This is a genomic window from Pseudomonas sp. GD04158 (genome assembly GCF_029834875.1).
Classification (GTDB): Bacteria; Pseudomonadota; Gammaproteobacteria; order Pseudomonadales; family Pseudomonadaceae; genus Aquipseudomonas; species Aquipseudomonas hydrolytica.
Map to the genome: position 1 here is coordinate 33588 of NZ_JAODYT010000029.1, position 18476 is coordinate 52063.

The following is an 18476-nucleotide window of genomic DNA, read 5'->3' on the forward strand; positions in this document are numbered from 1 at the left end:
CTGGCGCTCGCTCCTACAGCCGCCCTTCAACGTCGAAAGCCTCCAGATGCCCAGAATCGAGTTCTACGTTCTCTCCTCCAGCGACGCCGAAGGTCGCCTGCGCGCGGCCTGCCAACTAGCGCTCAAGGCCTGGGGCGCCGGCCTGCCGGTGTTCGTCCGGGGCAGCGACGAGGCGCAGTGCATCGAGCTCGACGAACTGCTGTGGCGCTTCAAGGCCGAGCGCTTCGTGCCCCACGACCTGCACCGCGACGCGCCGCAGGCACCGGTGGTACTGGGCGTGGACGAAGTGCCGAGCCACGAGCAAAGCGTGCTGATCAACCTTGGCAGCAGCCTGTCTCCGCATGTCGAACGCTTCTCCCGCATCATCGAGATCGTCAACCAGCAGCCGGAACTGCTGAGCGCCTGTCGCGAGAATTTCCGTAACTATCGCCAGCGCGGGTATGATCCCAAACGCGTCGAACTTTAACCTTCGATCGACGCTCACAACACAGGCCACCCTGCCCTTTCGCCCGCTGTGCCGACCGCCATGGACACCCCCAAACCTCCGCAAAAACCCGCTCAGTTGCTGCACGACCTGGAGTCGATTCGCGAACTGCTGGGCGACGAAAGCCAGGAACCGCCGCTGCTGATCGACTCGCTCGACCCGGACAGCATTCCGGTGCTGTCCGATATCGTCAGCGCGCCGCCCGGCCCGCCGCCGCCCTTTCATGTCACGCCGACGCCCAAACCGGCGCCAGCCACGCAGACTGCTGCGGCCGCCTCGCCGGCAGCTGGCCCGCTGCGCGAACGCCTGGAGCCGCGCCTGCATGACAGTGCCCGCGAACTACAACACCTCAATGCCGAGCTGCGCGCCGCCGCCCAGCTGATCCTGCAGGACGTCATCGACGATTTCGTGCCGCAGATCGAAGCCGAGCTCAAACGTCGCCTGGAAGCGCGCCTGCCGCGCCTGCTGCCGCCGCGCAAGCCCTGACAGCACACGGCCAATAGCTGGTGCGCCCGGCGCACCCGACGACCGCATCCGCCATGCCAAAGATGGCGGTTTCAGCCGCCCAGCAGCGCGAGACTTATGGCTTGTCCTGTAGACGCGGTATACTTGCCGGCTTTTCCGATCAGCCGTCACAAGGGTCCCGCCGCGCATGGACAAGACCTACCAGCCGCACGCCATCGAATCCAACTGGTACCAGACCTGGGAGCAGAACAACTACTTCGCCCCACAAGGTAGCGGTGAGCCGTACACCATCATGATCCCGCCGCCGAACGTCACCGGCAGCCTGCACATGGGGCACGGCTTCAACAACGCGATCATGGATGCGCTGATCCGCTTCCGCCGCATGCAGGGCCGCAACACCCTGTGGCAGCCGGGCACCGACCACGCCGGTATCGCCACCCAGATGGTGGTAGAGCGCCAGCTGGCCGCTCAGGGCATCGGCCGTCACGACCTGGGCCGCGAGAAGTTCCTGGAGAAGGTCTGGGAGTGGAAGAACCAGTCCGGCGGCACCATCACCCGGCAGATCCGCCGCCTGGGCAGCTCGGTGGACTGGTCGCGCGAGCGCTTCACCATGGACGACGGTCTATCCGAAGCGGTCAAGGAAGCCTTCGTGCGCCTGCACGAGGATGGCCTGATCTACCGCGGCAAGCGCCTGGTCAACTGGGACACCAAGTTCCACACCGCCATTTCCGACCTGGAAGTGGAAAACCACGACGAGAAAGGCTCGCTGTGGAACCTGCGCTACCCGCTGGCCGACGGCAAGAAGACCGCCGACGGCAAGGACTACCTGATCGTCGCCACCACCCGCCCGGAAACCATGCTTGGCGACAGCGCCGTGGCCGTGCATCCGGAAGACGAGCGCTACAAGGCGCTGATCGGCAGCTTCGTCGAACTGCCGCTGGTGGGCCGCCGCATTCCGATCGTCGCCGACGACTATTGCGACCCCGAGTTCGGCACCGGCTGCGTGAAGATCACCCCGGCGCACGACTTCAACGACTACGAAGTGGGTAAGCGCCACAACCTGCCGCTGATCAACATCTTCGACGCCGACGCCGCCGTGCTGGCGCGCGCCCAGGTGTTCAACCTCGACGGCAGCGTCAATAGCGAGGTGGACGGCAGCCTGCCGGCCGAATACGCCGGCCTGGACCGCTTCGAGGCGCGCAAGCGCATCGTCGCTGCCTTCGAAGCCGCGGGCCTCTTGGAGAAGATCGAAGACCACGCGCTGAAAGTACCGAAGGGCGACCGCTCCGGCACCGTGATCGAGCCGTGGCTGACCGACCAGTGGTACGTCTCCACCAAGCCGCTGGCCGAGAAGGCCATCGCCGTGGTCGAGAGCGGCGAGATCCAGTTCGTGCCCAAGCAGTACGAGAACATGTACTTCAGCTGGATGCGCGACATCCAGGACTGGTGCATCAGCCGTCAGCTGTGGTGGGGCCACCGCATCCCGGCCTGGTACGACGAGGCCGGTAACGTCTATGTCGGCCGCGACGAGGCGGAAGTGCGCGCCAAGCACAACCTCGAAGGCGTCGCCCTGCGTCAGGACGAAGACGTGCTGGACACCTGGTTCAGCTCCGGCCTGTGGACCTTCTCCACCCTTGGCTGGCCCGAGCAGACCGATTTCCTCAAGACCTTCCACCCCACCGACGTGCTGGTCACCGGCTTCGACATCATCTTCTTCTGGGTCGCGCGGATGATCATGCTGTCGACCCACCTGACCGGGCAGATCCCGTTCAAGACCGTGTACGTGCACGGTCTGGTGCGCGACGGCCAGGGCCAGAAGATGTCCAAGTCCAAGGGCAACGTGCTCGACCCGCTGGACATCGTCGACGGCATCACCCTGGACGAGCTGCTGGAAAAACGCACCAGCGGCATGATGCAGCCCAAGCTGGCCGAGAAGATCGCCAAACAGACCCGCGCCGAGTTCCCCGAGGGCATCGCCAGCTACGGCACCGACGCCCTGCGCTTTACCTTCTGTTCACTCGCGACGACAGGCCGCGACGTGAAGTTCGACATGGGCCGCGTCGAGGGCTACCGCAACTTCTGCAACAAGCTGTGGAACGCCACCAACTTCGTCCTGGAAAACACCGAAGGCAAGGACTGCGGCGTCAATGGCGAGCCGGTGGAGCTGTCCGCCGTCGACCGCTGGATCATCTCGGCCCTGCAGCGCTGCGAGCAGGACGTCACCCGCCACCTCGACGCCTTCCGCTTCGACCTGGCCACCCAGGCCCTGTACGAATTCGTCTGGGACGAGTACTGCGCCTGGTACCTGGAGCTGGTCAAGCCGGTGCTGTGGGACGAAACCGCCAGCGCCGAGCGCCAGCGCGGCACCCGTCGCACCCTGGTACGGGTGCTGGAAGTGATCCTGCGCCTGGCTCATCCGTTCATGCCCTTCATCACCGAAGAGATCTGGCAGCGCATCAAGGCCCTGGCCGGCAAGGACGGCGCCACCCTGATGCTGCAGCCCTGGCCGGTGGCAGCCGAGGAGCGCATCGACGCCGCCGCCGAGGCCGATATCGAGTGGGTCAAGCAGCTGATGCTCGGCGTACGGCAGATCCGTGGCGAGATGAAGATCTCCATGGCCAAGCGTATCGACATCATCGTGGCCAACGCCTCGGACTCCGACCTGCGCCGCCTGGCCGACTTCGAGCCGCTGCTGAGCAAGCTGGCCAAACTGGAGTCGGTCCGCGTGCTGGGCGCAGGCGAGGAAGCGCCGATGTCCGCCACTGCCTTGGTCGGCGAGATGCAGGTGCTGGTGCCGATGGCCGGGCTGATCGACAAGGACGCCGAGCTGGCGCGCCTGGACAAGGAAGTCGCTCGCCTGCAGGGCGAAGTGCAGCGCGTCGGCGGCAAGCTGGCCAATGAAGGCTTCGTCGCCAAGGCGCCGGCCGAAGTGCTGGACAAGGAACGCGCCAAGCTGGCCGAGGCCGAGCAGGCGCTGAGCAAGCTGGTGGAACAGCGCGGCAAGATCGCCGCGCTCTGATCCCAGCGCAATACCCACAGGCCCGCGCCCTAACCGGCGCGGGTTTTGTTTTTTCTGCAGAGGCCCCACTCGGCCTCCGTTTCATCGATTGACCGGTACCCCCATGACTGCCCGCTCCCCTTCCCTACTCGACGCGCTGCTGCCCATTGGCGTGCTCGTCGTGCTGCTCGGCCTTTCCGTCTACCTGTTCGGCGACGGCTCCTCCAGCGGACCGAACCAGATCGCGCTGATGAGCGCCGCCTTCGTCGCCGGCCTGGTCGGGCTGAAAAACGGCCTGCGCTGGACCGATATCGAGGAAGGCATACTCGCCGGCATCCATATGGCGATGAAGGCCAACCTGATCCTGCTGGCGGTCGGCGCCCTGATCGGCACTTGGATTCTCGCCGGCACCGTGCCGACCATGATCTGGCTGGGCCTGAAGCTGATCAGCGCCGAGTACTTCTACGTCACCAGCTGCCTGATCTGCGCGCTCACCGCGCTGTCCATCGGCAGCTCCTGGACGGTGGCCGGCACCCTCGGCATCGGCCTGATGGGCGTGGCCGCGGGCCTGGGTCTGGATCCGGCAATCACCGCCGGGGCGATCATTTCCGGCGCCTACTTCGGCGACAAGCTCTCGCCGCTGTCGGACACCACCAACCTGGCCCCGGCCGCCGCCGGCGCCGATCTGTTCGCGCACATCCGCAACATGCTGCGTACCACCACGCCGGCGCTGCTGATCGCCCTGGCGATCTTCTTCGTGCTCGGCCAGCAGGCCGGCGCCAGCCACGACACCGGGCGTATCGCCGAGGTGCTGGCGGCGCTGGAGGCGCAGTTCCGCCTGGGCTGGCATCTGCTGCTGCCGGTGGCCTTCCTGCTGTTTCTTGCCATGCGCCAGTGGGCGGCCTTTCCGGCGGTGTTTCTCGCCGCGCTGCTCGGCGCGGTGTCCGCCCTGGTGTTTCAGCCGGAGGTGATGAGCCGCCTGGCCGATCCGGCGGCCGGCGTCCTGGCGCCGCTGAAAACGGTGTGGAGCGCGCTGTTCGCCGGCTACGAGTCAGCCAGCGGCAATGCCGAGCTGGACGGTCTGCTGTCCAAGGGCGGCATGGGCAGCATGCTCACCACCGTGTGGCTGATCATCTGCGCCATGTGCTTCGGCGGCGTGCTGGAGCGCCTGGGCCTGCTGCAACGCCTGCTGCAGAGCGCGTTGCGCCTGGTGCGCAGCGACAGCGGCCTGGTCGCCAGCACCATCACCACCAGCATCGGCACCAATGTCATCACCGCCGACCAGTACATCGCCCTGGTGCTGCCGGGGCGCATGTACCGCGCCGAATACGAGAAACGCAGCCTGGCGCCGACCAGCCTGTCGCGCGCCCTGGAAGACGGCGGCACCCTGACTTCGGTGCTGGTGCCCTGGAACACCTGCGGCGCCTACATGGCCGCCACCCTCGGCGTGGCCACCCTGAGCTACCTGCCGTACTGCTTCTTCAACCTGATCATGCCGGTGCTGGCCATCGTCCTGGCCTACGTGCTGCCGCCCAAGCGCCAGGCGCAGGAAGTCTGAGCGAGCCGTGGCTAACGGCGCGCTGGGCGCAGCGCCGTTGGCCATGCAGCAGAAACTGCCGCGCTCCCGCCATCTACGAGGGCTGGAGCCCCAGGCTCTTACAGAATCTCGCCAAAAAGTATCGTTTGACTTCTCCAAAGCAGTGTTTTCAGCGCTGCCCACTCCCAATTGCCGAACTTTTCAGGCATCTTCTGCGGCCTCCCCCGGAGGCCTTACGCCGGGGGCTTCCACTCTTATAAAAATCGGAACCCTGATCATGTATGCGTTGATGGCACTCGTCTTTGTCCTCGGCTACCTGTGCATTGCACTGGAGCACCCGTTGAAGATCGACAAGGCGGCCTCAGCGCTGCTCACCGCCGTGGTGGCCTGGACTCTTCTGGTCCTGGGTGCGGACAGCATCCTGCCGCTGCTCGGTACGGGTACCGCCGGCGCCAGCACCAACAGCCATCATGTGATCGAGGAGCTGCGCCATCACCTGGGCGAGATCTCCGAGATCCTGTTCTTCCTCATGGGCGCCATGACCATCGTCGAGCTGATCGACGCCCACGAAGGCTTCAAGGTGATCACCGACCGCATCCGCACCACCAAGCGCGTGCACCTGCTGTGGCTGGTGGGCCTGATCACCTTCTTCCTGTCCGCCGCGCTGGACAACCTGGCCACCACCATCGTGATGATCTCGCTGCTGCGCAAACTGATCGCCGACAAGCACGAGCGCTGGTTCTACGCCGGTATCGTGGTGATCGCCGCCAACTCCGGCGGCGCCTGGTCGCCCATCGGCGACGTGACCACCACCATGCTGTGGATCGGCAACCAGATCACCGCCACCGGTATCGTCGTCAAGCTGATCGTGCCCAGCCTGATCTGCCTGCTGGTGCCGCTGATCATCATGAGCTTCCGCCTCAAGGGCGAGGTCATCCCGCCGCGCCTGAAGGAAAGCGCCGAAAGCCGCCGCGACCCGACCACCCCGTTCGAGCGCAACCTGGTGTTCTGCTTAGGGCTAGGCGCGCTGATCTTCGTGCCGATCTTCAAGACCATCACCCATCTGCCGCCGTACATGGGCATCCTCTTCGGCCTGAGCGTACTGTGGGTGACCACCGAAATCATTCACCGCAGCAAGAACAGCGAAGACAAGGACCCGCTGTCGGTGGTCGGTGTACTGCGCCGCATCGACATCACCAGCGTGCTGTTCTTCCTCGGCATCCTGCTGGCAGTGTCGGCCCTGTCCAGCGCCGGCCACCTGATCCAGGTCGCCACCTACCTCAAGGACGGCCTCGGCAACGTCTACAGCATCGCCATTTCCATCGGCCTGCTGTCGGCCGTGGTGGACAACGTGCCGATGGTCGCCGGCGCCATGAAGATGTATCCGCTGGTCAGCCCGGAAGCCCTGGCGGCTGCCGCGGCGGACGAGCTGCCATGGCTGAGCAACTTCGTGGTCAACGGCAACTTCTGGGAAATGCTCGCCTACTGCGCCGGCACCGGCGGCAGCTGCCTGATCATCGGCTCGGCGGCCGGCGTGGCGGCCATGGGCATGGAGAAGATCAACTTCATCTGGTACCTGAAGAAGATCACCGGCCTGGCCTTCATCGGTTACCTGGCCGGTGCCGTCACCTATATGCTGATGTTCGCCGCCTGATCCCGGTGCGGCGCTCGGCCCCGAACAGGAAGTCGCCATGCACACGAGCAAGACCCGCACCAGCTTCTACCGCCGCCTCTACCTGGCCTGGCTGATCGACAGCGGCCAGGCCACCAGCGTCCCGGCGTTGATGGCCGCCACCGGCATGCCGCGACGCACCGCGCAGGACACCCTCGCCGCGCTGGAGGAACTGGATATCGACTGCCGGTTCGAGCAGGGCGAGGGCGAGCGCAACAACGCCGGCCACTACCTGATCCACGACTGGGGGCCGATCGACAAGCGCTGGATCGCCGCCCACCTGCAGCAGATCAAGACCACGCTGGGTTATCCCTGAAATAATCGCGCCCGTATGTCATGGGAATTGCGATGAATCCTGATCTGCTCTGGGTGCTGGCCTTGCTGGCCGGCGCCGTCACCCTCTTCGTCATCGGCAGGCCACGCATGGACGTGGTCGCTCTGCTGGTGCTGGTCGCCCTGCCGCTGACCGGTGTGCTCGACCTGCAACAGACCCTGGCCGGCTTCAGCGACGCCAACGTCATCCTGATTGCCGCGCTGTTCGTCATCGGCGACGGCCTGGTGCGCACCGGCATCGCCTACCGTCTGGGCGACTGGCTGGTGGCCAGGGCCGGCAGCAGCGAGACGCGCCTGCTGATACTGCTGATGCTGGCGGTGGCCGGGCTGGGTTCGGTGATGAGCTCCACCGGGGTGGTGGCGATTTTCATCCCCGTGGTGCTCGGCGTGGCTGCGCGCCTGCGCATCGCCCCGGCGCGGCTGATGATGCCGCTGGCCTTTGCCGGGCTGATCAGCGGCATGCTCACCCTGGTGGCCACCCCGCCGAACCTGGTGGTGCACGCCGAACTGCGCCGCGCCGGTCTGGACGGCTTCGGTTTTTTCGATTTCACCCCCATCGGCCTGGCCATCCTGGTGCTGGGTATCGGTTACATGCTGCTGGCGCGGCGCTGGCTGGTGCGCAAGGGCGCCGGTGACGCTGCCGAGCCACCGCGCCTGACCCTGGCCGACCTGGCCGAGCGCTACCGCCTGGGCGAACGCGAGCGACGCCTGCAGGTGCGTGCCGACTCGCCCCTGGCCAACCAGGTGCTCAACGAGCTGGCCCTGCGTCGCGATCACGGCATCAATGTCATCGCCATCGAGCGCCGCCAGCGCCTGCGTACCCTGCTGCTGATGGCCAGCGGCAATACCCTGCTGGAGCCGGGCGACGTGCTGCTGGTGGACATCGCCAGCCCCACCATCGGCCTGCTCGGCAGCTACCAGGCGCTGGGCCTGGAACCCATGCCGCTGCCGCATTCGTACTTCAGCCTGCATACCCATGAGCTGGGCCTGGCCGAGGTGGCGCTGCCACCGGAGTCGCAACTACCCGGCAAGACCATTCAGGAACTGGGCATTCGCTCGCGGCACAAGCTCAACGTGGTCGGCCTGCGCCGCCAGGGCCAGGCGCTGGAAGGCGTGCTGGTGGACGAAAAGCTCAAGGCCTCCGACACCCTGCTGGTGGCCGGTGCCTGGCGCGACATCCACCGCCTGCAGGGGCTGAGCCGCGATTTTCTGGTGCTCAGCCTGCCGGCGGAGGTGGCCGAGGTGGCGCCAGCCGCGCGCAAGGCGCCCTACGCGCTGCTCAGCCTGGCGGTGATGGTGGGGCTGATGGTCAGCGGCCTGGTGCCCAACGTGCAGGCCGCGCTGATCGCCTGCCTGCTGCTGGGCGCGTTTCGCTGCATCGACCTGGACAGTGCCTACCGCGCCATCCACTGGCCGACGCTGATCCTCATCGTCGGCATGCTGCCCTTCGCCCAGGCGCTGCAGCAAACCGGCGGCGTCGAGCTGGCCGTGCAGGGGCTGGTAAGTGGCCTGGGCGATGCCGGGCCACGCTTGATACTCGCCAGCCTGTTCGCCCTCACCGCGGTGATCGGCCTGTTCATCTCCAACACTGCCACCGCGGTGCTGATGGCCCCGGTGGCCATCGCCACGGCGCAGGCGCTGGGCGCCTCGCCGCTGCCCTTCGCCATGACCGTGGCGCTGGCGGCGTCGGCCGCCTTCATGACGCCGATCTCCTCGCCGGTGAACACCCTGGTGCTCGGCCCCGGGCAATACCGCTTCGGCGACTTCGTGCGCATCGGCGTACCCTTCACCCTGCTGGTGATGCTGGTCAGCGTGCTGCTGGTGCCACTGATCTTTCCGCTCTGAGGTCGACGAACACTCGGCCCCTCAGCGAATCACGCGGCCGGCGGCACTACCAGCGCATCGCTGTCGACCGTGGCCAGCAGACGACTGGCCACGCTGCCCAGAAAGAAGCGCGACAACCCTTCGCGGGCATGGGTGCCGAGCACCAGCAGGTCGGCACCGGATTGGCGCAGCGCCTCGCCGATCACTCCCTCGGGCGAGCCCACATGCACTTGCAGACGCTCGTTCGCCAGGCTCACTCCGTCCTCGCTCAGGCGCTCGACCAGCTGCTGACGCAGCAGTTCGCGCTGATTCTGCAGCACCTCGACGCTCAGTCCAGCTTCCATCATCGCGCCCGGCGCCACCGGCTCCACTGCACCGACCACATGGAAGTCATCGGCAGCCAGCAGACCCAGTTGGCGAGCCTGGCGCAAGGCCTGCTGCGAGGTGCGCGACAGATCCATCGCCAGCAGGGCATGACGGTACTCGCGGGTGACCGGGCCGTTGACCCGCAGCACCGGCAGATGGCTGCTGCGCACCACGCGCTCCAGGGTGGTGCCGACGAAGAAGTCGCGCAGCGCCGATTTGCGATGCGCGCCCACCACCAGCAGGTCGGCGCCCATGCCCTGGGCGCTCTCGACGATGATCGCCGCAGGCTCGCCACTGCCCACCACCACGTGCGGACGGCTGCCGGCCTGCTCGGCCAGGCGCTCGGCCTGCGCATGCAGCAGCGTCTCGGCCTGCTGCACCTGACTGGCGACGTGTTCGGCCGGCGCATCGTCGTCGATCACGTGCAGCAGACACCACTCGCCGCCACCCTGGCGGCGGATCAGTTGCACGGCACGCTGCACGGCGTGAGCCGAGCGCTCGGACAGATCGGTGGCTACCAGAATCTTGATCATTGCGTTCTCCTCGACAGGCTCTTGGCCCGTTCCATTGAGCACCTGGCAAAGCCCTCAGTGCTTGATGCAGATCAGGCCGAGCGTAAAGAAACCGTCTATGGTCCTAGCGGAACATCGATGGAGGCTCCCGAATGGACACTCGGCTCCCTGAAAACTCTGACAGCGCCTGGCACCAACTGACTCCGCAACAAGCGTTGGACGCCCAACAGAGCAGCCAGACCGGTCTCAGCGACGCAGAGGCCAGCGCGCGCCTGCAACGCCATGGCCCCAATCGCCTGCCGCCGCCCAAGCGACGCGGCCCTTTGTTGCGTTTGCTGTACCAGTTCCACAACGTGCTGCTGTACATGATGATGGCCGCCGCCCTGGTCACCGCCCTGCTCGGCCACTGGGTCGATACCGGGGTGATCCTCGCCGCGGTGCTGATCAACGTGGTGATCGGCTTCATCCAGGAAGGCAAGGCGGAGAATGCCCTCGACGCCATCCGCAGCCTGCTGTCGCCGCACGCCCTGGTGCTGCGCGGCGGCGAACGCCGGGAGATCGACGCCGAACAGCTGGTGCCCGGCGACATCGTCCTGCTCGCCTCCGGCGACAAGGTGCCGGCCGACCTGCGCCTGATCAGCGTGAAGAACCTGCTGGTGGAAGAAGCGGCGCTGACCGGCGAATCGCTGCCGGTGGAAAAGTCCCTGGCCCATTGCCAGGCGGACGCAGCGCTGGGCGACCGGCGCTGCATGGCCTATTCCGGCACCCTGGTGGCCAGCGGTCAGGCCAGCGGGGTGGTGGTGGCCACCGGTGCGGATACCGAGCTGGGCCGCATCGGCGCCATGCTGCAGCAGGTGCAGGCAATGACCACGCCGCTGCTGCGGCAGATCGAGCAGTTCAGCCGCTGGCTGGCGCTGGCCATCCTGATCTTCGCCATGGCCACCTTCGCCCTCGGCACCTTCTGGCACGGCCAGGACCCGGCCGAGATGTTCATGATGGTGGTGGCGCTGACCGCCGCCGCCATCCCCGAAGGCCTGCCGGCACTGATGACGGTGATCCTCGCCCTCGGCGTGCAGCGCATGGCCGGGCGCAACGCCATCGTGCGGCGTCTGCCGGCGGTGGAAACCCTCGGCTCGGTAACGGTGATCTGCTCGGACAAGACCGGCACCCTGACGCGCAACGAAATGACCGTGCAGCGCCTGGTCAGCGCTAGCCGGGTGCTCGACGTCAGCGGCGTCGGCTATGCCCCGGAGGGCGCCTTCCATCTCGACGGCGCGCTGGTCGAGCCGGATGCCGCGCTGCTGGAAATCGCCCGCGCCGCCACCCTGTGCAACGACGCCCAGCTGCAGCAGGACGCCGCCGGAACCTGGCGCCTGCAGGGCGACCCCACCGAGGGCGCCCTGCACACCCTGGCGTTGAAGGCCGGGCTGGACACCCCGACGCTGAACCTGCAGTTGCCGCGTAGCGACACCATCCCCTTCGAGTCCGAGCACCGCTTCATGGCCAGCCTGCACCATGACCACCAGGGCCATGGCGTGATCTACCTCAAGGGCGCGCCTGAGCGCCTGCTGGAGATGTGCAGCGGCCAGCGCGATGCCGACGGTGGCGTGCAACCGCTGGACGCCGACTACTGGCGGCGCCAGGCCACCGATCTGGCGGCCCGCGGCCTGCGCCTGCTGGCCATCGCCAGCCGCACGGTAAGCGCCGAGCAGCGCAGCCTGAGCTTCGCCGACGTGGAACAGGACATGTGCCTGCTGGCCCTGGTCGGCATCATCGACCCACCGCGCGAGGAAGCCATCGCCGCCGTCGCCGAATGCCAGCGCGCCGGCATCCGGGTGAAGATGATCACCGGCGACCACGCCGAAACCGCGCGCGCCATCGGCGCCCAGCTGGGTATCGGTGTCGGCCTGCCGGCGCTGACCGGCGCGGAGCTGGAACTGCTCGACGAGCGCCGTCTGCGCGAGGTGCTGCCCGGCGTCGAGGTATTCGCCCGCGCCAGCCCCGAGCACAAGCTGCGCCTGGTGCAGGCCATGCAGGCCAGCGGCGAGGTGGTGGCGATGACCGGCGACGGCGTCAACGACGCCCCGGCCCTCAAGCGCGCCGACGTTGGCGTGGCCATGGGCGACAAGGGCACCGAAGCGGCCAAGGAGGCAGCCGAAGTGGTGCTGACCGACGACAACTTCGCCACCATCGCCGGCGCCGTGCGCGAGGGCCGGGCGATCTACGACAACCTGAAGAAGTTCATCCTCTTCGCCCTGCCCACCAACGGCGGCCAGGCGCTGATCGTGATCGCCGCCATCCTGTTCCAGCTGACCCTGCCGCTGACCCCGGCGCAGGTGCTGTGGATCAACATGGTCACCTCGGTGACCCTGGGCCTGGCGCTGGCCTTCGAACCGGCCGAGGCCGGGCTGATGGACCGTCCGCCGCGAGCGCCGGACGAGCCCTTGCTGTCGGGCTTGTTCGTCTGGCGCGTGCTGCTGGTGTCGCTGCTGATGGCCGGTGCCGGCATCGGCCTGTTCCTCTGGGAACTGCAGCAGGGCACCGGGCTGGACAGCGCAAGGACCATGGCGCTGAACGCGGTGGTGATGTGCGAGGTGTTCTACCTGATCAACAGCCGACGCATCTTCGCCTCGGTGCTCAGCCTCGACGGCCTGCTGGGCAGCCGCGCGGTGCTGCTGGCGATCGCCGCCTGCCTGCTGCTGCAGGCGCTGTACACCTACGCGCCGCCGATGCAGCGGCTGTTCAATTCCACCGCGCTGGATGCGGCGCAGTGGGCGCGCGTGGTGCTGGCCGGGCTGGCGGTGTTCTGCATCGCCGAGCTGGAGAAGTGGGTGATTCGTCGTTTGCGCCTGCAGCCGAGCGGGTGACCGCGGTGCGCACGGCGCACCCTACGGAGCGCAGGGTGTCGCGGGGCCGCCCAGGCCGTGCGCACCAACCGTTCTACGCCCGCTCGCCGCGGGCGAAGGCCATCAGTTCGGGGTAGAAGGCGCGAAAATCCTCGCTCAGCGGCTCGTATAGACGCTCGAGTTCGGCCAGGCTGCCGTCGAGCAACTGCGGCCGCGACAGCCGTCGCTGCATGCCGGCGATCACCTGCTCCAGTACCGCGAACTCGCGATAGCTGCCCAGCCAGTCCTGCGCGGCCATGCGCGGCGCCATCAGCGCCAGGCGTCCCGGCAGCTCGGCCTCGGCGGCCAGCACCCGGTACACCTCGCGGGTGAAGTGATCCAGCGGCTGCGCGGCGTACTCGGCCCAATCGCGCGCCAGGCAATGGTCGAAGAACAGATCCAGCAGCATGCCGGCCATGCGCCGCCGCGCGGCGGGAAAGCGGGCACGGGCGCGCGCCTGCAGCGGGTGGCTGTCGGTAAAGGCATCGATGCGCCGGTGCAGGCGGATGGCCGCTTCGATCTCCGCCGGCCAGCGCCCGGCCAAAGGCCCCTTGACGAAATCGCCATAGAGGCTGCCGAGCAGCTGCGGCGGGGCGTCGCCGCCCAGGTGCAGGTGAGCGAGGTAGTTCATGCCCCGAGCTTACCGCCACGGCCCGCACAATCGAAGCCAGTGATAAGGACTATCGCGGCAATCGATCTGTATATCGTCTGCAGCCGATATAAGGTTCGCCCCATGACGATACACACCGACACCGCCATGGACATCGACGCCATCATCAAGGCCCTCGCCCACCCAGTGCGCCGCGACATCCTCGACTGGCTCAAGGAGCCCGAGCGCCACTTCGCCGAACAGGATCATCCGCTGGAGATCGGCGTGTGTGCCGGCAAGATCTTCCTGCGCACCGGGCTGTCGCAATCCACCGTTTCCGCCCATCTGACCACCCTGCAGCGCGCCGGTCTGGTGACCAGCCGCAAGGTCGGCCAGTGGCACTTCTTCAAGCGCAACGAGGAGCTGATCCAGGCCTTCGTCGCGCATCTCGGCCAGCAACTCTGAACCCGCAGCTCCAACCGGAGGTTTCACCATGCCCAACCTGTTCGACCCCATTCAGATCGGCGATCTGCACCTGAACAACCGCATCATCATGGCGCCACTGACCCGCTGCCGCGCCGACGAAGGCCGCGTGCCCAACGCCCTGATGGCCGAGTACTACGTGCAGCGCGCCTCGGCCGGCCTGATCATCAGCGAGGCCACCGCCGTCACGCCGATGGGCGTGGGCTATCCGAACACCCCCGGCATCTGGTCGGATGCGCAGATCCGCGGCTGGAGCAACATCACCCAGGCGGTACACGCCAACGGCGGCAAGATCGTCCTGCAACTGTGGCACGTCGGGCGCATCTCCGACCCCATCTACCTGAACGGCGAGCTGCCGGTGGCACCGAGCGCGATCAAGCCGGCCGGCCACGTCAGCCTGGTGCGTCCGATCAAGGAATTCGTCACCCCGCGCGCGCTGGAAACCGAGGAAATCGCCGACATCGTCGAGGCCTACCGCCAGGGTGCGGAAAACGCCAAGGCCGCCGGTTTCGACGGCGTGGAAATCCACGGCGCCAACGGCTACCTGCTCGACCAATTCCTGCAGAGCAGCACCAACCAGCGCACCGACCGCTATGGCGGCAGCCTGGAGAACCGTGCGCGCCTGCTGCTGGAAGTCACCGATGCCGCCATCGACGTCTGGGGCGCCGGTCGCGTCGGCGTGCACCTGGCGCCACGTGCCGATGCCCATGACATGGGCGACGCCAACCGCGCCGAAACCTTCGCCTATGTCGCTCGCGAGCTGGGCAAGCGCGGCATCGCCTTCATCTGCGCCCGCGAGAAGGAAGACGACGACAGCCTGACGCCGCAACTGAAGAAGGAATTCGGCGGCGTGTTCATCGCCAACGAGCGCTTCACCAAGGAGCAGGCCAACGCCTGGCTGGCGCAAGGCAATGCCGATGCCGTGGCCTTCGGCATCCCCTTCATCGCCAACCCGGACCTGCCGGAGCGCCTGCAGCAGGACGCGCCGCTGAACGAGCCGCACCCGGAAACCTTCTACGGCTCGGGCCCGGTCGGCTACATCGACTATCCGCGCCTGTAACGCGCCTTACGTAGGGTGCGCTGCGCGCACCGAGACTGCTCGTCGCGAGGTTGGTGCGCACGGCGCACCCTACACCCAGGCCTGAACGCACAAGTTGCTCGTTGCGACAGCTGGTGCGCACAGCGCCCCTACGCCCAGGCCAGAACGCACAAGACCCGCATTGCGGGTCTTGTGCATTTAACGCGGTGCCTCAGCGCTGGTTGATCTGCTGCTGCAGATTCACCACCTGGCTCTGCAGGGTGTTGATGTTGCGCGTCATCTGCGCGCGGAAGGCATCGAACTCGGCGGTGTTGGGGCCGGCGCTGGCCGCCGGGCGGTTGTCCAGCTCGCTGCGCAGCACCAGCAGATCCTGCTCCAGATTGCGGATGGCCTGGCTCGGGTTGCCCTGCTTCTTCAACGTTTCGATATCGCCGCTGAGGGTCTTGATCCGCCCATCGAGCTTGCCCAGCTCGGCCTGGGTCGCCTTGGCATCCGCCTGCGCGGATTTCAGTGCGGCCTGCTCGCTGGCCAGCGCCTGCAGACGCTTGTCGAAGTCGGCGCTGGCGCCCAGACCGTTCTTGAGTTCGGTGCCCAGCTGCTCGACACGCTTGTCCAGCGCGGCCTGCGCCGTGCTGCTCTGCTGCAGCTGCTTGCCCAGCTCGGCCAGGCGCGTCTCCAGTTGCTTGACCTGCAGCTTGAGCGCCTCGCTGCCGCTGGTGACGCTGGACTCGGTGGCCACCACCTTGCCGGAAATATCCTGAATACGTCCGGCCGCCTCTTCGCTGATGCGCGCGAAGCTTTCCTGGGTTGCCACCAGGCGCTGCTCCATCAGGCCGATCTGCTGCAGGCTCCACCAACCCAGGCCGCCCAGCGCGATGGCAAGCGCACCCACCAGCGCCCACAGCGGCCCGGTGCTCGGCGCTCGGGCGGCCGGTGCCTTGCCACTGGCGGCTCTGGAGCTGCGCGGCGCCGGCTCGTCACGCGGCTCGGCGAAATCCTCGCGGCGCTCGGGGGTCAGGCTGGGCAGGTTGTCGAGCTCGTCGTTGGCATCATTGCGCATGGTTGAACCTATGGTTGAAACGGAATAAGCGAAGGTGCCGCGCAGTATACCGATTCGCCATCAGCCGATCAGCGCCGCGCCAAGCAGGTGCGCCGCGCACCGACGAAGGGCGCGACAGGGCCATCGACCCGCCTGCAGCCCGCCAGTTCCGCGAAATTTGAACTGGTACGCACTTTGCTTTTTACCCTGTCGTGGACAGCTCATCGCGCGTCGCCCACAAGCCAGCAGGCGGCCTGAAAGTTCTGCATCGCACCGACAGGTGTACCAGCCCGGGAACAGGCTGGCTCGGTTACGGAGGGCGAGGACGCCCGAACCCGTGACTCTTCAACCAACAGGGGGGAAGTGGCAATGGAACTGAACAAAGAAGTCCTGGATTGCATGAAAACGCTGCGCCGTCGCCTGCGCGAGGAACTGGCGGTGGATATCCGCCTGAGCCAGCCCGACGCCGTCAGCGCCATGCTCGATGGCAGCCTCAAGTCCAATGACGAGGAAACCCGCCGCGTCGGCCGGCGCCTGGCGGAACTGTCCGACCAGCCACAACGCCTGACCGCCACCCCGCTGGCCGCGGTGGAACTGCCGGTAGCCCCGCAGACCGGCTCGGTGCGCATCTATCGCGGTCAGCGCATCTACGCCTGAGCCCCCATCTGCGCCTGCCACCAGGTGCAGAACTCATCCAGTGCGTCCCACAGGCTGGCCCTGGGCTCGTAGTCGAGAAATTCGCGGGCGCGGTCGATGTTCAGCGAGAAATCCTTGGCCATCACCGCCACGCTCAGGCGCAGCAGGCTCGGTTCCGGGCGCCCGGGCAGCAGCCGGCATACGCCTTCGTTGACACAGGCCGCCGCGTAGGCCAGCGGATACGGCACATGGCGAGTCACCGGCGGCAACTGCAGCCGCCGCAGCACGTAGTTGACCACATCCCACAGCGGCACCGGAGCGCCGTTGCTGATGTTGTACACCTGCCCCAGCGCCGGGCCGGCGGCCAGCAACGCGCTGAACAGCGCATCGTTGAGGTTGTGCACGCTGGTGAAGTCGACCTTGTTCAGACCGTTGCCGATGATCGCCAGGCGCCCCTTGCGCTGCATGGCGATCAGCCGCGGGAAGATGCTGGTATCGCCGGCGCCGGTGACGAAGCGCGGGCGCAGGGCGATGACCTCCAGGCCGAACTCCTGCGCGGCGAACACCTGCTGCTCGGCCAGGTACTTGGTCTTGCCGTAATGATTGGAGAAGCGTTTGGGCACCTGCCCTTCGCGGATATCGACGTGGGAACGGCCGTCGAAGTAGATCGACGGTGACGACAGGTGCACCAGGCGCCGCACCTTCTGCTTCAGACAGGCGTCGATGACGTTCTCGGTCACCGTCACGTTGCCCTGATGGAAATGCGCGTAGTCGCCCCAGACACCCACCGCGCCAGCGCAGTGCACCACCATCTCGACATCCTGGCACAGGGCCTGGACCAGTTCGGGATCGGCCAGATCGCCCTGGACGAACTCGGCGCCGCGTTTGATCAGGTGCTGCACACCCTCGGCACGTCGCCCGTTGACCCGCACCGCCAGGCCTTGCTCGAGGGCGAAACGGGCGAAACGCCCACCGATGAAACCGCTCGCGCCGGTGACCAGAATCTTCATCCGCCATCCCCTGCATGGATTCTTGTAATTGCCGCACTTTAGCAGCGCCACCCCGGCTGCGCGCTGTCGGCGGCGGCCAGAACGACGACCCGGCAAGCCTCAGCCGCCCGGGTGCATGAACTCGTAGGGTGCGCCGTGCGCACCAGCCCATCGCGGGACACCCCTCTTCATCCAGCGCCTGTAATCAATCCAAGCCAGTTTCTTGCGTCACATCACCCTGCAGTTGGTGCGCACGGCGCACCCTACGGCGCCTGCACCAGCGCGCCGCCGGCTGCGCGGCGCAGGTGCTCGGTAAGCCCGGCCAGCAGTTCACCGCCATTGCGCCAGTGATGCCAGTACAAAGGCACGTCGATAAAGCGCTCGGGCACCAGCTCCACCAACCTGCCGCTGGCCAGTGCGTCACGCACCTGCAGTTCCGGCACCAGGCCCCAGCCCAGGCCGCCTTCGGTCAGGCGCACGAAGCCTTCGGAGGAAGGACACAGGTGATAGGCGAAGCCACCGGTCACCCCCAGGCCGGCCAGGTAGCGATGCTGCAACTGATCGTCCGGGCCGAAGACGATGGCCGGCGCCCGCGCCAGCGCCTCGGCCGTGACCCCGGCAGCAA

The 18476-nt window shown here is 67.0% G+C and carries 16 protein-coding genes; 11 read left to right on the plus strand and 5 right to left on the minus strand.

The genetic code is table 11. From position 1 onward, the window contains the following. The first annotated feature begins 46 nt into the window (after positions 1–46). The 7 genes from N7333_RS13065 to N7333_RS13095 all read left to right on the plus strand — a co-directional run bounded on the left by N7333_RS13065 (position 47) and on the right by N7333_RS13095 (position 9334). Positions 47–466 (plus strand): DNA polymerase III subunit chi, encoded by a 420-nt coding sequence (locus N7333_RS13065; RefSeq protein ID WP_279858968.1) that lies wholly within the window; start codon positions 47–49, stop codon positions 464–466. 60 nt (positions 467–526) lie between these two features. After that, complete coding sequence (locus N7333_RS13070) at positions 527–970, plus strand: DNA polymerase III subunit chi (protein WP_129481754.1); 444 nt, start codon at positions 527–529, stop codon at positions 968–970. 166 nt (positions 971–1136) lie between these two features. Continuing rightward, positions 1137–3968 carry a valine--tRNA ligase gene (locus tag N7333_RS13075; protein ID WP_012019521.1) on the plus strand — a complete coding sequence of 944 codons (2832 nt, stop codon included), beginning with the start codon at positions 1137–1139 and terminating at the stop codon, positions 3966–3968. A 103-nt stretch (positions 3969–4071) separates the two neighbouring features. Continuing rightward, the gene (nhaC, locus tag N7333_RS13080; protein WP_279858972.1) at positions 4072–5505 is read left to right on the plus strand and encodes a Na+/H+ antiporter NhaC; all 1434 of its coding nucleotides are present in this window, start codon (positions 4072–4074) and stop codon (positions 5503–5505) included. 256 nt (positions 5506–5761) lie between these two features. Further along, positions 5762–7138, plus strand: a complete 1377-nt coding sequence (gene nhaD, locus N7333_RS13085; protein WP_003246271.1) for a sodium:proton antiporter NhaD — start codon at positions 5762–5764, stop codon at positions 7136–7138. 37 nt (positions 7139–7175) lie between these two features. After that, positions 7176–7472, plus strand: coding sequence for a winged helix-turn-helix domain-containing protein (locus N7333_RS13090; RefSeq protein WP_096825725.1), 297 nt, complete (start codon positions 7176–7178; stop codon positions 7470–7472). A 32-nt stretch (positions 7473–7504) separates the two neighbouring features. Beyond that, entirely contained in the window at positions 7505–9334 is a 1830-nt protein-coding gene (locus N7333_RS13095) for an SLC13 family permease (protein ID WP_129481757.1), read from the plus strand. Between the two features lie 29 nt (positions 9335–9363). Here the strand turns inward: N7333_RS13095 and N7333_RS13100 are convergent, their stop codons facing one another. After that, on the minus strand, positions 9364–10212 hold the full coding sequence (locus N7333_RS13100) for a universal stress protein (protein WP_003246275.1): 849 nt from the start codon (positions 10210–10212) through the stop codon (positions 9364–9366). A 131-nt stretch (positions 10213–10343) separates the two neighbouring features. On the opposite strand from N7333_RS13100, the gene N7333_RS13105 reads away from it, so the two are divergent. After that, positions 10344–13058 (plus strand): cation-transporting P-type ATPase, encoded by a 2715-nt coding sequence (locus N7333_RS13105; RefSeq protein ID WP_129481758.1) that lies wholly within the window; start codon positions 10344–10346, stop codon positions 13056–13058. A 73-nt stretch (positions 13059–13131) separates the two neighbouring features. Here the strand turns inward: N7333_RS13105 and N7333_RS13110 are convergent, their stop codons facing one another. Beyond that, complete coding sequence (locus N7333_RS13110; RefSeq protein ID WP_003246279.1) at positions 13132–13707, minus strand: ACP phosphodiesterase; 576 nt, start codon at positions 13705–13707, stop codon at positions 13132–13134. Positions 13708–13833: 126 nt separating this feature from the next. Between N7333_RS13110 and N7333_RS13115 the strand changes: the two genes are divergently transcribed. Together N7333_RS13115 and N7333_RS13120 are read left to right on the plus strand one after the other, a co-directional pair. Next, positions 13834–14130: a helix-turn-helix transcriptional regulator gene (locus N7333_RS13115; protein ID WP_177491034.1), complete on the plus strand. Its 297-nt coding sequence runs from the start codon at positions 13834–13836 to the stop codon at positions 14128–14130. Positions 14131–14158: 28 nt separating this feature from the next. Further along, positions 14159–15208, plus strand: a complete 1050-nt coding sequence (locus N7333_RS13120) for an alkene reductase (protein ID WP_012017797.1) — start codon at positions 14159–14161, stop codon at positions 15206–15208. Positions 15209–15398: 190 nt separating this feature from the next. On the opposite strand, the gene N7333_RS13125 is transcribed toward N7333_RS13120, so the two are convergent. Continuing rightward, on the minus strand, positions 15399–16247 hold the full coding sequence (locus N7333_RS13125) for an ATPase (protein WP_129481759.1): 849 nt from the start codon (positions 16245–16247) through the stop codon (positions 15399–15401). Positions 16248–16595: 348 nt separating this feature from the next. Between N7333_RS13125 and N7333_RS13130 the strand changes: the two genes are divergently transcribed. Beyond that, positions 16596–16883 (plus strand): hypothetical protein, encoded by a 288-nt coding sequence (locus N7333_RS13130; protein ID WP_129481760.1) that lies wholly within the window; start codon positions 16596–16598, stop codon positions 16881–16883. On the opposite strand, the gene N7333_RS13135 is transcribed toward N7333_RS13130, so the two are convergent. Both N7333_RS13135 and N7333_RS13140 read right to left on the minus strand, forming a co-directional pair. Continuing rightward, a complete protein-coding gene (locus N7333_RS13135) occupies positions 16874–17872 on the minus strand; it encodes an NAD-dependent epimerase/dehydratase family protein (RefSeq protein WP_129481761.1) in 999 nt (332 codons plus the stop codon). The two genes, N7333_RS13130 and N7333_RS13135, sit on opposite strands and share 10 nt — an antisense overlap. A gap of 242 nt (positions 17873–18114) precedes the next feature. Next, positions 18115–18476 (minus strand): LysR substrate-binding domain-containing protein (locus N7333_RS13140; protein ID WP_279858975.1); only part of this gene is annotated, 362 nt, incomplete at its 5' end.

Excerpts from the sequence above, each read along its gene's own strand:
- N7333_RS13065 (WP_279858968.1), top strand. The coding sequence starts at position 47 with ATGCCCAGAATCGAGTTCTACGTTCTCTCCTCCAGCGACGCCGAAGGT.
- N7333_RS13070 (WP_129481754.1), top strand. The coding sequence starts at position 527 with ATGGACACCCCCAAACCTCCGCAAAAACCCGCTCAGTTGCTGCACGAC.
- N7333_RS13075 (WP_012019521.1), top strand. The coding sequence starts at position 1,137 with ATGGACAAGACCTACCAGCCGCACGCCATCGAATCCAACTGGTACCAG.
- nhaC (WP_279858972.1), top strand. The coding sequence starts at position 4,072 with ATGACTGCCCGCTCCCCTTCCCTACTCGACGCGCTGCTGCCCATTGGC.
- nhaD (WP_003246271.1), top strand. The coding sequence starts at position 5,762 with ATGTATGCGTTGATGGCACTCGTCTTTGTCCTCGGCTACCTGTGCATT.
- N7333_RS13090 (WP_096825725.1), top strand. The coding sequence starts at position 7,176 with ATGCACACGAGCAAGACCCGCACCAGCTTCTACCGCCGCCTCTACCTG.
- N7333_RS13095 (WP_129481757.1), top strand. The coding sequence starts at position 7,505 with ATGAATCCTGATCTGCTCTGGGTGCTGGCCTTGCTGGCCGGCGCCGTC.
- N7333_RS13100 (WP_003246275.1), bottom strand. The coding sequence starts at position 10,212 with ATGATCAAGATTCTGGTAGCCACCGATCTGTCCGAGCGCTCGGCTCAC.
- N7333_RS13105 (WP_129481758.1), top strand. The coding sequence starts at position 10,344 with ATGGACACTCGGCTCCCTGAAAACTCTGACAGCGCCTGGCACCAACTG.
- N7333_RS13110 (WP_003246279.1), bottom strand. The coding sequence starts at position 13,707 with ATGAACTACCTCGCTCACCTGCACCTGGGCGGCGACGCCCCGCCGCAG.
- N7333_RS13115 (WP_177491034.1), top strand. The coding sequence starts at position 13,834 with ATGGACATCGACGCCATCATCAAGGCCCTCGCCCACCCAGTGCGCCGC.
- N7333_RS13120 (WP_012017797.1), top strand. The coding sequence starts at position 14,159 with ATGCCCAACCTGTTCGACCCCATTCAGATCGGCGATCTGCACCTGAAC.
- N7333_RS13125 (WP_129481759.1), bottom strand. The coding sequence starts at position 16,247 with ATGCGCAATGATGCCAACGACGAGCTCGACAACCTGCCCAGCCTGACC.
- N7333_RS13130 (WP_129481760.1), top strand. The coding sequence starts at position 16,596 with ATGGAACTGAACAAAGAAGTCCTGGATTGCATGAAAACGCTGCGCCGT.
- N7333_RS13135 (WP_129481761.1), bottom strand. The coding sequence starts at position 17,872 with ATGAAGATTCTGGTCACCGGCGCGAGCGGTTTCATCGGTGGGCGTTTC.